This is a genomic window from Variovorax sp. P1_G12 (genome assembly GCF_056405555.1).
Map to the genome: position 1 here is coordinate 54,714 of NZ_JBFUBW010000009.1, position 14,017 is coordinate 68,730.

15 protein-coding genes are annotated in these 14,017 nt (G+C 68.9%); 7 read left to right on the forward strand and 8 right to left on the reverse strand.

Annotated features, from left to right (window positions below):
- Window positions 1-56: 56 nt before the first annotated feature.
- From AC1D2O_RS12200 to AC1D2O_RS12215, 4 genes are all read right to left on the reverse strand, one after another.
- Window positions 57-1,091 carry an ABC transporter substrate-binding protein gene (locus AC1D2O_RS12200; RefSeq protein ID WP_478087587.1) on the reverse strand — a complete coding sequence of 345 codons (1,035 nt, stop codon included), beginning with the start codon at window positions 1,089-1,091 and terminating at the stop codon, window positions 57-59.
- A gap of 55 nt (window positions 1,092-1,146) precedes the next feature.
- Complete coding sequence (locus AC1D2O_RS12205; RefSeq protein ID WP_478157080.1) at window positions 1,147-1,485, reverse strand: hypothetical protein; 339 nt, start codon at window positions 1,483-1,485, stop codon at window positions 1,147-1,149.
- A 115-nt stretch (window positions 1,486-1,600) separates the two neighbouring features.
- Window positions 1,601-2,953: a sensor histidine kinase gene (locus tag AC1D2O_RS12210; protein WP_478087585.1), complete on the reverse strand. Its 1,353-nt coding sequence runs from the start codon at window positions 2,951-2,953 to the stop codon at window positions 1,601-1,603.
- Complete coding sequence (locus tag AC1D2O_RS12215) at window positions 2,950-3,609, reverse strand: response regulator (RefSeq protein ID WP_478157082.1); 660 nt, start codon at window positions 3,607-3,609, stop codon at window positions 2,950-2,952. The genes AC1D2O_RS12210 and AC1D2O_RS12215 overlap by 4 nt, the downstream gene beginning before the upstream one ends.
- Before the next feature lie 166 nt (window positions 3,610-3,775).
- Between AC1D2O_RS12215 and AC1D2O_RS12220 the strand changes: the two genes are divergently transcribed.
- Entirely contained in the window at window positions 3,776-4,282 is a 507-nt protein-coding gene (locus tag AC1D2O_RS12220) for a DUF3761 domain-containing protein (protein WP_478088460.1), read from the forward strand.
- A 123-nt stretch (window positions 4,283-4,405) separates the two neighbouring features.
- On the opposite strand, the gene AC1D2O_RS12225 is transcribed toward AC1D2O_RS12220, so the two are convergent.
- Window positions 4,406-5,173, reverse strand: a complete 768-nt coding sequence (locus AC1D2O_RS12225; RefSeq protein WP_478088459.1) for a pseudouridine synthase — start codon at window positions 5,171-5,173, stop codon at window positions 4,406-4,408.
- Window positions 5,174-5,407: 234 nt separating this feature from the next.
- On the opposite strand from AC1D2O_RS12225, the gene AC1D2O_RS12230 reads away from it, so the two are divergent.
- The gene (locus tag AC1D2O_RS12230; protein WP_478088457.1) at window positions 5,408-5,671 is read left to right on the forward strand and encodes a hypothetical protein; all 264 of its coding nucleotides are present in this window, start codon (window positions 5,408-5,410) and stop codon (window positions 5,669-5,671) included.
- A 125-nt stretch (window positions 5,672-5,796) separates the two neighbouring features.
- Window positions 5,797-6,759: a Bug family tripartite tricarboxylate transporter substrate binding protein gene (locus tag AC1D2O_RS12235; protein WP_478088456.1), complete on the forward strand. Its 963-nt coding sequence runs from the start codon at window positions 5,797-5,799 to the stop codon at window positions 6,757-6,759.
- Window positions 6,760-6,979: 220 nt separating this feature from the next.
- On the opposite strand, the gene AC1D2O_RS12240 is transcribed toward AC1D2O_RS12235, so the two are convergent.
- Window positions 6,980-7,738, reverse strand: a complete 759-nt coding sequence (locus AC1D2O_RS12240; protein ID WP_478088455.1) for an SDR family NAD(P)-dependent oxidoreductase — start codon at window positions 7,736-7,738, stop codon at window positions 6,980-6,982.
- Between the two features lie 117 nt (window positions 7,739-7,855).
- On the opposite strand from AC1D2O_RS12240, the gene AC1D2O_RS12245 reads away from it, so the two are divergent.
- Window positions 7,856-8,479, forward strand: coding sequence for an SOS response-associated peptidase family protein (locus AC1D2O_RS12245; RefSeq protein ID WP_478088453.1), 624 nt, complete (start codon window positions 7,856-7,858; stop codon window positions 8,477-8,479).
- Here AC1D2O_RS12245 and AC1D2O_RS12250 read toward each other — a convergent pair.
- Window positions 8,476-9,462 carry a helix-turn-helix transcriptional regulator gene (locus AC1D2O_RS12250; RefSeq protein WP_478088451.1) on the reverse strand — a complete coding sequence of 329 codons (987 nt, stop codon included), beginning with the start codon at window positions 9,460-9,462 and terminating at the stop codon, window positions 8,476-8,478. The genes AC1D2O_RS12245 and AC1D2O_RS12250 overlap by 4 nt on opposite strands.
- Window positions 9,463-9,536: 74 nt before the next feature.
- A complete protein-coding gene (locus AC1D2O_RS12255; protein ID WP_478088449.1) occupies window positions 9,537-10,277 on the reverse strand; it encodes a Crp/Fnr family transcriptional regulator in 741 nt (246 codons plus the stop codon).
- A gap of 84 nt (window positions 10,278-10,361) precedes the next feature.
- Here AC1D2O_RS12255 and AC1D2O_RS12260 point away from each other — a divergent pair, with 84 nt between their 5' ends.
- The 3 genes from AC1D2O_RS12260 to AC1D2O_RS12270 are packed head-to-tail and all read left to right on the forward strand — an operon-like array spanning window position 10,362 to window position 14,016.
- Window positions 10,362-12,305: an AMP-dependent synthetase/ligase gene (locus AC1D2O_RS12260; RefSeq protein WP_478157084.1), complete on the forward strand. Its 1,944-nt coding sequence runs from the start codon at window positions 10,362-10,364 to the stop codon at window positions 12,303-12,305.
- Window positions 12,302-13,087 (forward strand): ABC transporter ATP-binding protein, encoded by a 786-nt coding sequence (locus AC1D2O_RS12265; protein WP_478088445.1) that lies wholly within the window; start codon window positions 12,302-12,304, stop codon window positions 13,085-13,087. The genes AC1D2O_RS12260 and AC1D2O_RS12265 overlap by 4 nt, the downstream gene beginning before the upstream one ends.
- The gene (locus tag AC1D2O_RS12270) at window positions 13,087-14,016 is read left to right on the forward strand and encodes a branched-chain amino acid ABC transporter permease (RefSeq protein WP_478157086.1); all 930 of its coding nucleotides are present in this window, start codon (window positions 13,087-13,089) and stop codon (window positions 14,014-14,016) included. Before AC1D2O_RS12265 ends, AC1D2O_RS12270 begins: the two co-directional genes overlap by 1 nt.
- Window position 14,017: the final 1 nt, after the last annotated feature.

Below are 14,017 nucleotides of genomic sequence, written 5' to 3' on the forward strand. Positions count from 1 at the left end.
CCTGGGGTTGCCCAGCCCGTTCGCAAGGGCCGGCCGGTTTCAAAGGCTTACGAGTCTCAGCGCGGCTGCGACTCCACCTCGCGCGTCCAGCGGTCGATCAGCCGCTTGCGCTCGGCCGCCTGGCCGTACTTCTCGAAGTCGTACTTGATGAGCTTGACCCCGTCCATCGACGGGATTCGCGGATCCGGCTTGAAGGTCCTGTTGGCCGGCGACTGCAGGCTGCCGGCCCTGGCGCCGATCGACTGCCCGGCCGGGCTCATGAGCCAGTCGTAGTAGCGCAGCGCGTTGGCACGGTTGCGCGCGCCCTTCACCAGCGCGATGCCGCCGACCTCGTAGCCCGTGCCCTCGCACGGCGCCGCGGTCTTGACCGGGTACTTGTCGTGGCGCCACTTGTCGAAGCCGAAGATGAAACTGATGCCGACCGCGACCTCGCCCTTGGCCACATTGGGCGCCTGGGCCTGGCCGCTGCGGGTGTAGGCGGTGGTGTTGCGGTGCAGCTTCTTCAGGTAGTCGAAGGCGGCGTCCTCGCCCATCAGCTGCACCAGCCCGGCGATGATGGTGTAGCCGGTGCCGCTGGTGGCGGGATGCGACATCTCGATCTCGCCCTTGTACTCGGGCTTGATCAGGTCGGCCCAGCAGCGCGGCTCGGGCAGCTGCTTCTTCCTGAGCACCTCGGTGTTGAAGCCGAAGCCCATCGCGCTGGTGTAGAAGCCGCCGACCCGGTTGCCCGACATCGCGTACTGCCGCACCGACCAGTCGTACAGGTCGTTGACGTAGGCCGGGCGGTAGGGTTCGAGCAGGCCTTCCTCGGCCGCCTGCAGGAAGGGGTCTCCGGTGCCGCCCCACCAGATGTCGGTCTTGGGGTTGGCCGCCTCGGCCCGCAGCTGGGCGCCGATCTCGCCGGTGCCCTTGTGCGCCTGCAGCACCCGGATGCCGGTGGCGCGCGTGAACTCCGCGGCCGCCGCCTCGCACCAGCCGGAGTCGGTGCTGCAGAGCGCATTGACCGTGCCCTGCGCGCCGGCGTTCGTCGCCGCCAGGAGTCCCAGCAGGGCGCCGACGACGGCAAGAGGTCTGGAAACGAAGCGGCGCATGGCGTATCCCGGGTTTCACGAAGGAAACCGCAGGATAGCGCCTGGCGGCTCCCACTCAGCGAGGCGTGCCCGAGGTGATGCCGGCCGTCCCGGTCGACTCGCCGATCGACTCGGTGTTCATCGGGTGCGACGCCTCGACCGCGCCCTTGTAGACCTCTGCGCGCGTGAGCTGCGACCTGACCGGCGCCGCCACGGTGGACTCGCCGACGGACTCCGTGGCAGCCGGGCGTGCCGCCGCCCTGGCGCCCGCGCTCACCTGGGGATCGGGCGCCGAGTTGTTGGTCTGCATCGGACGATAGTCCGAGCCGTCCGACTGCGCGCTCGCGGTCATCGAAGCAACGGCAGCGAGGGTTGCGAAAGCGCCAAGAGCGATGACTTTGACGGATGCATGCATGAGGATCTCCTGGAGTTGCACAGGCCCCACGCCCTGCGCCGTGCCATGGGCGGCGCGTGGGGCCTGTTGCCACTCTAGGCCGCCAGTCTGAGACGGGAATGAGCGAAGAATGAGTTCAGGATGAGCCCGGCAGATACACCCGCGCCCGCAGGCCCGCGCCATCGGACCGGTTCGCGAGCACGATGCGCAGGCCATTTCGCAGCGCGGCCGCCTGCGCGATGGCCAGGCCCAGTCCGCTGCCGCCGGCCGGCGCGCCCGCCACGCGGAAGAAGCGGTTGAAGACACGCTCGAGCTGGTCGGCCGGAATGCCCGGCCCGTCGTCGAGCACGTCGACCACCGGATGTCCATCGACCAGGTGCAGCCGGACGTCGACCACGCCGCCTTCCGGCGCATAGCGCACCGCGTTGTCAATGAGGTTGTCGAACACGCTGCGCAGTTCGGCCGGGGGCGCCAAGACGAGCGGTGCGATACCGCCTTCGAAGCCCACGTCGATGCGCCGCTGGTCGGCCAGGACCATCAGCTGGCCCATGCTGTCGCGCAGCAGCGTCGCCACGTCGACCGGTCCACGCGCGCTCGCCGCGGGCGCGTCCTGGCGCGACAGCCGCAGCAATTGCTCGATGAGATGCTGGGCGCGCTTGACGCCGCTTTCGAGCTGGGCGAAGCGCTCGACAGCGGCGCCGGCCGGCACGTGGGCGCGCAGATTCTCGATCTGCAGGCCGATCGCGGCCATCGGCGTGCGCAGCTCGTGCGCCGCATCCTGCATGAAGCGACGCTGCGTCGACAGCGCATTGCGCAGCCGGCCGAGAAGGCTGTTGAAGGCGATGACCAGCGGCGCGATCTCCTCCGGCACGCTGGCGATGGGGACCTCGGCCGGATCGCCCTCGTTCTGCGCCGCCACATCGCGCGCGACGGCGCGCAGCGAGCGCGAGGCGGCCGACACGATGAACAGCAGGATCAGCAGCGTGACGGGCAGCATCAGCAGGATCGGCAGGCTCTCCAGCAGCGCGCGGCGCACGATGCGGTTGCGGCGGAAGCTGTCGTTCTGCACCACCTGCACGCGCGGCATGGCCGCGAGCGTTCCGGCCTCGGCGGTGAAGACGCGCCAGGCGTCCTCCCTCCGGGTGCCGGTGCGCACGTCGCTGAAACCCGGCTCCGGCTGCAGCGCCAGGTCGAGCCCGGGCCACGAGGAGGCGAGCAGCGTGCGGCCGTCCGCGCTCCAGATCTGGACGACGAAGCTGCCGCGGCGGATGGCGTCATCGCCGGAGGCAGGCTGCAAGGCCGGAGGCCGGCGGTGGCTCGCGTGCGAATCGGCCACCAGGCGCATCTGGTCGTCCATGAAGTTGTTGACCAGCCGGCCGTAGGCCCCGTACGAGAGCCAGACCGTGGCCGCGATCGCCACCAGGTGCAGCGCAACGAGCCACAGCAGCAGCCGTCCGCGCAGCGACTGGAGCCGAAAGGGCGCCCTCACGCCGGAACGACCCGCCAACCGAGCCCGCGCACGTTGCGTATCGCCTCGGCGCCGAGCTTGCGCCGCATGCCGTGGATCACGACGTCGATCGCATTGCTGGTGACCTCCTCGCCCCAGCCGTAGATGCGGTCCTCGAGTTGCTCGCGCGACAGGATCGCGCCGGGGCGCTCCAGCAGGGCGTGCAGCAGCGCGAACTCGCGCGCGGTCAGGACCTCGCGCACGCCGTTGACGATCACGTCGCGCGTGGTCAGGTCGAGCTGGAGCGCCGCGGTGCCGATCACCGAGTGCGCCGCGCCGTCGCGGCGCCGCACCACGGCGCGCATGCGCGCCAGCAACTCGCGCAGCTCGAACGGCTTGAGCAGGTAGTCGTCGGCGCCGAGGTCGAGGGTCTGGATGCGGTCGTCGAGCCCGTCGCGCGCGGTGAGCACCAGCACCGGCGTGGCGTCGCCGCGCTTGCGCGCGCGGCGCAGGACTTCGGTGCCGTCTTCCTGGGGCAGACCGAGGTCGAGCAGCACGCAGGTGTAGCCGCCGTCGGCCAGGGCGCTGTGCGCCAGCACGCCGTCGCGCACCCAGTCGACCGACCATCCGGCGTTGTCGAGCGCATGCACGAGGCTGCGGCCGATCATTTCGTCGTCTTCCACGAGCAAGGCGCGCACAGGATCTCTCCTTGAGTCCGACACACAATCGCGGGTGAGGCTACGCCTGATTTCTTAGTCCCGCATGAGCGCGTCTTGCTGCACCGCAACAGAATTGGTCAGGTGGTCTTCAGTGAGCGCGCGCAGGATGACCGCTCCGTCACACATCGTTTCAGGAGCACCCCGAATGAATTCTGCCCTCAAGACATGGCTGGTCGCGGCCGGCCTTCTGGGCGCGCTCGGCGCCCAGGCCCAGCAGCTTCCGGCAAGCGCGCCGGCAGGAAGCACCGTCCAGTGCAAGGATGGGAGCTTTGCCTCGCCCGACACCAAGTCGGGCGCCTGCCGTGGTCACAAGGGCATCGAGACCTGGTACGGAAAGGCCGACGCCAAGGCGGCCGCAGCGCCCGCTGCGGCTGCGGCGCCGGCGGCCCAGACCCAGTCGGCGGCCGTCAACAAGACCGGCGTCGCCCCCAGCACCAGCGCAGCCACCAAGGCGCCCGCCAAGGCCGATCCTTCGACGATGGCCGCAGCGCCCGGTGGCGGCGCCGGCAAGGTCTGGGCCAACAGCGAGACCAAGGTCTACCACTGCATGGGCGACCGCTACTATGGCAAGACCAAGAAGGGCGAGTACCTGAGCGAAGCGGACGCCAAGGCCAAGGGGATGCACGCGTCGCACAACAAGGCATGTGGTTGAGCTCACCCCAAGTTGGCTCACTTCGTGTAGCCGCCCACCCCCTCGCCGGGGGCGATACCAGCGGCCCGGCAAAGCCGGTTCCGCGGTATTCCTGGTATTCCTGGAACTGGACGACGCGGCGGCCTAGAAGCGCTCGTTGAGCCCGAGGTAGCGCCACTGCCCGACCGGCAGGTTGCCCAGCACCACGTGGCCGATGCGGATGCGCTTCAGGCCCACGACCTTGAGCCCGACCTGCTCGCACATGCGGCGGATCTGGCGCTTCTTGCCTTCGGTCAGCACGAAGCGCAGCTGCTCGGGGTTCTGCCAGTCGACCTTGGCCGGCTTCAGTGGCTGGCCGTCCAGGCTCAGGCCGTGGCGCAGCCGGGCCAGTTCCTCGCGCGGAAAAGCGGCTTGCGAGTTCTGCGCCACCGGGCCGTAGGAGACCCGCACCAGGTATTCCTTCTCGATGCCCGAGTCCTCGCCGATCAGCTGACGCGCCACGCGGCCATCCTGCGTCAGCACCAGCAGGCCGACCGAGTCGATGTCGAGCCGGCCGGCGGGCGCCAGGCCGCGAAGCTGCGGCGGCGAGAAGCGGTTGCGGCTCGGGTCCTCGCGCCAGTGGGTGCGCGGGTTGATCAGCACGATCGCCGGCTCGTGGCCGTCCTCGGCCTGGCCGCTGACGTAGCCCATCGGCTTGTGCAGCAGGATCGTGACCTGCTGCTGTTGCTGGTTCTGCGCCTTCTTGTCGACTTCGATGCGGTCGGCGGGCAGCACCTTGACACCCATTTCGGCCACCTGGCCATTGACCTTGACCCAGCCCTGGGCGATCCAGTCGTCGGCCTCGCGGCGCGAACACAGGCCCAGCTCGGCCATGCGCTTGTTGAGACGGGAGGGTGCGGGGATATCGGGCATGGGGACGTCTGGCTGGGGTTCGGATCGCGCTTCCCGCGGAAACGGCAGGCTCGGCGGAGCATTCTCCGCCATTCGCGCGCTCCGGGCGGACCGGCGACAGCGCCCTCGGCGCCGTGCGTTTTTCACGCAAGCCGCGGCTGTTGCAATCGGGCGCGCCGCGGCGTGATTTCCTTGCTGTGCGGGCGCGCATCGGGTGCGTACAACCGGTCCCATGAACTGAGCAAGGGGCACGCCATGGACACCGATGCCATCGCACTGATCGTCGACGAACCGATCGCCGGCCATTTTTACTGGGTGCTGCAGAAGCAGGACGGCGGCGACTGCCGGCCGATCGACGCCGCCGAGGGCCCGATGCCCACCTACGGCGCGGCCATGATGGCCGGGATCGCGGCGCTGCAGCGGCGCGCCGATGCGCGCGGGCCCGACGCGCGCGACATCCCGATCGTCACCGCCTACGTGGACCCGCGAGAGGATTTCGGGCCGCCCGCGATCCACTGACGCGGCTCGAACTCTCGGTTCGAGACGGCGGGCATCTCCAATCGCGAGCCCTGGGCACCTCTCGTTGGGGCACACTCCCGGCGCATGTGCGCCGCACCGCGGTGCCCGAACGACGAGACTCCCCGATGATCCGAAAGCTGCTCACCATCGCCGCCCTGGCGCTGGCATTCACCGCCGCGCAGGCCCAGCCCTACCCCGCCAAGCCGATCCGCCTGATCGTGCCCTTCCCGCCCGGAGGCGGCACCGACATCCTGTCGCGGCTGGTCGCCAACAAGCTCACGGAGACCAGCAAGTGGACCGTGGTGCCCGACAACCGCGCCGGTGCCGGCGGCACCATCGGCATTGCCGAGGCGGTGCGTGCGGCGCCCACCGGCTACGACATGGTGATGGGCCAGAAGGACAACATGGTGGTCGCGCCCTGGCTCTACAAGAACCTCAGCTACGACCCGACCAAGGACCTGACGGCCGTGGCGCACGTGGCCTACACGCCGGTGGTGATCGTCACCCGCAGCGAGTCGAAGTTCAAGACGCTGGCCGACGTCGTCGCCGCCGCGCGCGCGGCACCCGACTCGATCACCTACGGCTCGCCCGGCAACGGCACCACCATCCACCTGGCCGGCGAGATCTTCAAGACCGCCGCCGGCATCAAGATGCGCCACGTGCCCTACAAGGGCTCCAACGCCGCGATGATGGACGTGCTGGCCGGCAACGTCGACCTGATGGTGTCGTCGCTGCCTTCGGCCATGGGGCAGATCAAGTCGGGCAAGCTGCGGCCGCTGGCCGTGACCTCGGCGCGCCGCAGCAGCTCGCTGCCCGAGGTGCCCACGGTGGCCGAGCTGGGCTACAAGGACTTCGACGTCAGCACCTGGTATGGCCTCTTCATGCCCGCGGGCACGCCGAAGGACATCGTCGCCACCGTCAACGCCGAGGTCAACAAGCTGCTCGCGACCCCCGAAATGAAGGCCGCGATCGTGGCCCAGGGCGCCGAGCCGCAGGCGATGACACCGGAACAGCTCGAAGCCCTGCTCAAGAACGACTACCAGAAGTGGCGCGGCATCGTGCAGGCCTCTGGAGCAGTGATCGAGTAAACCCCCAGGTTGGCTCACTGCGTGTAGCCGCCCACCCCCTTGCAGGGGGCAACACCAGCGGCCCGGCGAAGCCGGTTCCGCGGTGGCACTCTTGCTCGCCCCCAGGTTGGGCTCACTGCGTGTAGCCCGCCCACCCCCTGCCGGGGGCAACACCAGCGGCCCGGCGAAGCCGGTTCCGCGGTGTTTCACCAACAGGCCTGGCTGCGCCGGCCGGGTGCGGTCAGTCTCGGATATCGGCCACTGGATTGCTGCCGAAATCGGGGCGCTCCAGGTACTTGAGGATCTTGGCGGCGGCTGATGCGGGCGTGTCCAGCAGGCCATCGGCCTTGAGCTTCTCGAAGCGCACGCGGTCCGGGAACATGTCGGCCTCGCTCCCGCGCAGGGCGACCTGCATGTCGGTGTCGATGATGCCGGGCGCCAGCGACACGATGCGCGCGCCGCGGGTCGCCGCCTTCTCTTCGAGCGCCACGGCGCGCGAGAAGTGGTCCATGCCGGCCTTGGCCGCGCAATAGGGCGCCTGGCTGCCCATCGCGTTGCGGCCCAGGCCGGACGAGATATTGAGCACCTTGCGGTCGGCGCGCCAGGTCTTGGTCGCGCCAAGGAAAGCGGACGCCAGCAGCATGGGCGCCTCCAGCCCGACGCGCAGCGCCTGCGCGAGCTCGCCCGCCACCGCCTCCGACAGCGGGCGCGGGCGGCCGACCGTGCCGGCGTTGTTGATCAGGGTGGCGCTGTCGAAGGCGCCTGCCTCGAGGCCTTGCAGCCAGGCGGCCAGCCGCGCCGCGGCCGGCACCGGATCGGAGAGGTCCAGTTGCCACTGTTCGAGTTCGGCGCCGGCTTCGCGGGCGCGGGCGGCGAGCTGCTCGTCGCTCCGGCGGGAAATGCACAGCAGGCGCTGGCCCGGTTGCAGCAACTGCTCGGCCATGGCGCGGCCCAGACCGCGGGAAGCGCCGGTGATGATGGTGAGGCGGGATGAAGTCATGGTGGTTTCGTGGATTTTCGTGAGCTAAGGCGCGCCGGCGGCTGTTGCGCCCTTCCCGGCCCTTCCAATGGTATCGGCGGCTGACTAGAATCGGCCCGCCTCCACACCCTCCCGGTCATGCCCACCTACTACCAAGCGGCAAGCGAGCCGAGCCACTTCGCCAAGCGCTTCGGTCTCGCCTGCAGTCCGGAGGCCTCGCTGATCCGCCCGGGCCAGCAGGGTTGGTTCGTGCGGCGCCCTCGCGCCGACGGCACGGCAAAGCACCCCTTGGCCCGCTGCGAGATCGCCCCCGGGCGCTGGGGCCTGATCCCCCTGTTCAGCAAGGACGGCCAGGATCTCCACACCCACGAGGCGCGCAGCGAGACCGCCTTCGCCGAGCGCAATTTCTACCAGCCCTGGAAGCGCGGCCATCGCTGCGTGATCCTCGCCGATGCCGTGTTTCAGTCCGGCGACAGCGACGACTCGACCGTGCGCGTGTCGCGCATCGACGGCCAGCCGCTCGCACTGGCCGGCCTCTGGAACGGCTGGCGCTCGCCGGCCGGCGAGTGCGTCGAGAGCTTCGCGCTCCTGACCTTCGGCTTGCCGGACCATCCGCAACAGCAGCGCCGCACCGCCATCCTGCGGGATGCCTGGATCGACGACTGGCTGCATTGCCCGGTGGAGGAAACCACGGCCTACCTGCGCCCCTACATCGACGAGAAGCTGGCGCGGGACACGCTGCCGGTCGACGTCGCGAGCTAGTCCGCCAAGCGCAGCGCCTCGATCAGTCCGGCGATGTTGCCGACCTCGAGCTTCTCGTAGATCGCCTGGATCTGGTTGCGCACGGTGGCCGGCGAACGGGTCAGCGTCTGCGCGATCTCCTTGTGGGTGTCGCCCTTGGCAATCAGCTTGGCGATGGTGAACTCGCGTGCGGTCAGGCCGTCGGCGCGGCAGCGCGGCCGGGCCTTGAGGAACAGCAGCTGCTGTTCGATGCGCGCGTCCACCACCAGCGCACGGCCGCGAAAGCGCTCACCGTTCTGCTGGAAATGGGCCGACAGCTCGGCCGGCAGCCGGCGCTCCTGCCAATCGTCCCATTCCTCGCCCGCGAGCGCCGCGAAGCGCGCATCGGCGTGGTAGACGACGCCGCGCAGATCGGCGATCGCGCTGCCGCGGGCCACTGCGCCCGGCTCCACCGGACTGAGGCGCTCCAGGTGCATCTTGCGGTTGATCGCCAGCGCCTCCATCACGTGCGGCGCCAGCAGTTCGAGCCGGGCGATCTCCTCGGGCGTGTAGCCGGCATCGCGGTTGGCCCGATAGAGCAGGATCCAGTGGGCGAATCGGGTCGACGGGTCGATGACCGTGGTGGCCAGCATGTTCTCGATCTCGAATCGCCGCATGACGTCGCGGATCTCGCGCTGGCCAGGCTCGCAGAACCAGCGATCGAGGCTGAAGCCGCGCGTCGCCCGCGGCTGGGCGAACATGCCCGCGACCGCCGTGTCCAGGTGCTTCACCGGCTCGTAGGCCGTCAGCATGTCGGGCGATTTGTTGTGCAGGTGCACGGTGTGGATATCGGGTCCGTCCTGCGAGGGGGCCGCAGTGCCCCATAGCGAGGAGTCGAAAGGCAGCACCCCCTTGACGAGATCGAGCGCCGCATCCTGGAAGTCGGCGATCGGCAGCTCCTGGGCCATGCGGTAGAGCCGCAGGAGCAATTGGCTGTAGCGCTGCAATTCGTCAAGTGTTGCCATCTGTGCGTGTTGTTGTGGTTGGAAATATCGCGGGTGGATTGTCCATGCCGGCCGGCAGGCACGCTCGGGCGGGGCTACGGCACGCCCATCCCTGCGGTCCCGCTCGCGCGCAGCGCCGCCAGGTCGAGCACGCGCAGCCCGCCATACTCGACCCGGATGGCGCCCTGCGCCTGCAGCGTGCGCAAGGCCTCGTTGACCCGCTGGCGCGACAGCCCGATCAGGTAGGCCAGCTCCTGCTGCGTGATGCGCAGCAGCTCGCCCACGCCGGGAAACAGCACCGGGTTGAACAGCGCCGCGAGATTGCGCGCCACGCGCGCGTCGGGGTCGTTGAGGCGATCGGTCTCGCGCGCCGCGATGAACTGGGCCAGCCGCTCGTTGAGCTGGTTCATCACGAAGCGGTTGAAGCCGATCGAGTGGTCGAGCAGCCAGTGGAAATCGTCGATCGGCAAGCCCGCCACCACGCTGTGCCGCAGCGCCTGGACGTTGTAGCGGTAGGGCTCGCGCTTGAGCACCGTGCCCTCGCCGAACCAGCCGCCCGGCGGCAGGCCGCTGTACGTCATCGAGGTGCCGTCGGCGTTGTCGTTGCTCATCTTGAGCAGGCCCGCGACGACGCCGAACCAGTAGGTCGGCGGCCGGCCGATGCGGCAGACGAGATCGCCCGGCTCGGCATCGCTGACCACCACGGCCGCCTCGGCGCGGCGGCGCTCGGCGGGCGTGAGCGCGTTCATCCAGGGGATGTTGTCGAGCTCGCCGCCGCTGGCCGGACGCACCCGGTCACGGATCGAGGAAGTGCCGCTGTCAGTGCCGACATGCATCGGGAAACTCCGGAGAGTGTTGTCCCTAGGATTGTCGTTGAAACGACAAGCTGGCGTCAAAGTTGGTCCTAAAGTCCGCCCATCGTGCAGACCACCGCCACCACTTTTCCTCGCCTTCTGCTGAGCCATGCCGCGCAGCAGCCCAACGCACCCGCCGTGCGCGAGAAGGATCTCGGCATCTGGCAGACCTGGAGTTGGGGGGCCGCGGCGCGCGAGGTGCGCGAGCTGGCCTGCGGCCTCGCCAGCCTGGGCTTCAAGGCCGGCGACAACCTCGCGATCATCGGCGCCAACCGGCCGCATCTCTACCTCGCGGTGGTCGCGGCGCAGTGCCTGCGCGGCGTGCCGGTGCCGCTCTACCAGGACGCGGTGGCGGCCGAGATGGTCTTCATGCTGCAGGACGCCGCGGTCGAGTTCGTGATCGCCGAGGACCAGGAGCAGGTCGACAAGCTGCTCGAGTGCCGCGAAGCCGCGCCGGCGATCCGCCACATCGTCTATGACGATCCGCGCGGCCTGCGCCACTACAACCAGCCGGGCGTCCTGGGCTACGCGCAGCTGTGCGAACTGGGCCGGGCCTGGGACGCGGCGCATCCGGGCTTCTTCGAGCAGAGCGTGGCGAGCGGCGAGCCCGGCGACGTTGCCGTGATCCTCTACACCTCGGGCACCACCGGGCGGCCCAAGGGCGTGTGCCAGACCCATGCGAGCTTCATCGCGGCGGGGCGTGGCGGCGTCGAGACCGACAAGCTGGGCCCCGGCGACAACATCATGAGCTACCTGCCGATGGCCTGGGTCGGCGACCACCTGTTCTCGGTGGCGCAATGGCTGGTGGGCGGCTTCACCCTCAACTGTCCCGAGTCGGCCGAGACCGTGATGAACGACATGCGCGAGATCGGGCCGAGCTACTACTTCGGCCCGCCGCGCACCTTCGAGGGCCTGCTGACGGCCGTGTCGATCCGCATGGAGGACGCCGCCGCGCCCAAGCGCTGGCTGTACGCGAAATTCATGGCACTGGCGCGGCGCGTGGGCGCCGACATCCTCAACGGCGCGCCGGTCGGCTTCGGCGACCGCGTGCTGTACGGTCTCGGCAACCTGATGGTCTACGGGCCGCTGCGCAACGTGCTGGGCATGAGCCGCATTCGCGTGGCCTACACCGCGGGCGCGGCGATCGGCCCCGACCTGTTCCGCTTCTATCGCTCGATCGGCGTCAACCTGAAGCAGTTCTACGGCCAGACCGAAACCTGCGCCTACGTCTGCCTGCAGCAGGACGGCAAGGTCAAGCTGCAGACCGTGGGCAGCGCGGCGCCCGGCATCGAGCTGCGGATCGCCGACGACGGCGAGGTGCTGGTGCGCGGCGTGTCGGTGCTGAAGGAATACTACAAGCGGCCCGACGCGACCGCCGAGGTGCTCGATGCCGACGGCTACTTCCACACCGGCGACGCCGGCGTGCTCGATGCCGAAGGGCACCTGCGCATCATCGACCGGGCCAAGGACGTGGGCCGGATGCGCGGCGGCGCGATGTTCGCGCCCAACTACATCGAGAACAAGCTCAAGTTCTTCCCGCAGATCAAGGAAGCGGTGTGCTTCGGCGACCAGCGCCAGGAAGTCTGCGCCTTCATCAACATCGACTTCGAGGCGGTGGGCAACTGGGCCGAGCGGCGCGGACTGGCCTACGGCGGCTACGTCGACCTCGCGGGCAAGCCCGAGGTGCTGACGCTGGTGGCCGAGTGCATCGCCCAGGTCAACGCCGACCTGGCGAGCGAGGAAGGCATGGACGACACGCAGATCGCGCGCTTCCTGGTGCTGCACAAGGAACTCGACCCGGACGACGACGAACTCACGCGCACACGCAAGGTGCGGCGCGGCTTCATCGCCGACAAGTATGCGGTGCTGGTCGAGGCGCTGTATGCCGGCAAGACGGAGCAGTTCATCCAGACGCAGGTCAAATTCGAGGACGGCCGCACCGGCGCGGTCAGCGCGACCTTGAAGATCGTCGAGGCCAAGCGCTTCCCCCCCATGAAGGCAGCGGCATGAGCAGCAGGAAAGTCGGCGAGGTCATCCTCGACGTGCAGAACATTTCCCTGAGCTTCGGCGGCGTGAAGGCGCTGACCGACATCAGCTTCGACGTCCGCGAGCACGAGGTGCGCGCGATCATCGGGCCCAACGGCGCCGGCAAGAGCTCGATGCTCAACTGCATCAACGGCGTCTACCAGCCGCAGCAGGGCCAGATCACTTTCCGCGGCCAGCACTTCAAGCACATGAACTCGCGCCAGGTGGCCGAGATGGGCGTGGCGCGCACCTTCCAGAATCTGGCGCTGTTCAAGGGCATGAGCGTGCTCGACAACATCATGACCGGGCGCAACCTCAAGATGAAGAGCGGACTGCTGGCCCAGGCGCTGCGCTGGGGGCCGGCTCAGCGCGAGGAGATCGCGCAGCGCGAGTTCGTCGAACGCATCATCGACTTCCTCGAGATCCAGCTGCATCGCAAGACGCCCGTGGGCCGCCTTCCCTACGGCCTGCAGAAGCGCGTCGACCTCGGCCGCGCGCTGGCGATGGAGCCGCAGGTGCTGCTGCTCGACGAGCCGATGGCCGGCATGAACGTGGAGGAAAAGCAGGACATGAGCCGCTTCATCCTCGACGTCAACGACGAGTTCGGCACCACCATCGTGCTGATCGAGCACGACATGGGCGTGGTGATGGACATCTCGGACCGCGTGGTGGTGCTGGACTACGGCAAGAAGATCGGCGACGGCACGCCCGACGAGGTTCGCAACAACGAGGACGTGATCCGAGCCTATCTCGGGACGGAACACTGATGGGCTTTTTTCTCGAAACACTGTTCGGCGGCCTGATGGCCGGCATGCTCTACGCCCTGGTGGCGATCGGCTTCGTGCTGATCTTCAAGGCCTCGGGCGTCTTCAACTTCGCGCAGGGCGCGATGGTGCTGTTCGCGGCGCTCACGATGGCGCGCTTCGCCGAATGGATCCCGCGCTGGACCGGCCTCGAGAACATGCTGCTGGTCAATCTTCTGGCGGCCTGCGTGGCGGCCGCGGCGATGGTCGTCGTGGCCTGGCTGGTCGAGCGGCTGGTGCTGCGCCACCTGGTGAACCAGGAAGGCATCACGCTGCTGATGGCGACGCTGGGCATCAGCTACTTCCTCGACGGCGCCGGCCAGTTGCTGTTCGGCAGCAGCACCTACAAGATCGACGTCGGCATGCCGAAGGACCCGATGATCGTGCTCGAAAACACCTTCCAGGGCGGCCTGCTGCTGAGCAAGGAAGACCTCTACGCCGCGGGCATGGCGGCGGTGCTGGTGGTGCTGCTGTCGCTGTTCTTCCAGAAGACCAAGACCGGCCGGGCCCTGCGCGCAGTGGCCGACGACCACCAGGCCGCGCAGTCGATCGGCATTCCGCTGTCGCGCATCTGGGTGATCGTGTGGTCGGTCGGCGGCCTGGTCGCGCTGGTGGCCGGGATCATCTGGGGCTCCAAGCTCGGCGTGCAGTATTCGATCTCGCTGGTGGCGCTCAAGGCCTTCCCGGTGGTGATCCTCGGCGGCCTGACCTCGGTGCCGGGCGCCATTCTCGGCGGGCTGATCATCGGCGTCGGCGAGAAGCTGTCCGAGATCTACATCGGGCCGATGGTCGGCGGCGGGATCGAGAACTGGTTCGCCTACGTGCTGGCATTGGCTTTCCTGCTGGTCCGCCCGCAGGGTTTGTTCGGCGACAAGATCATCGACCGCGTCTAGG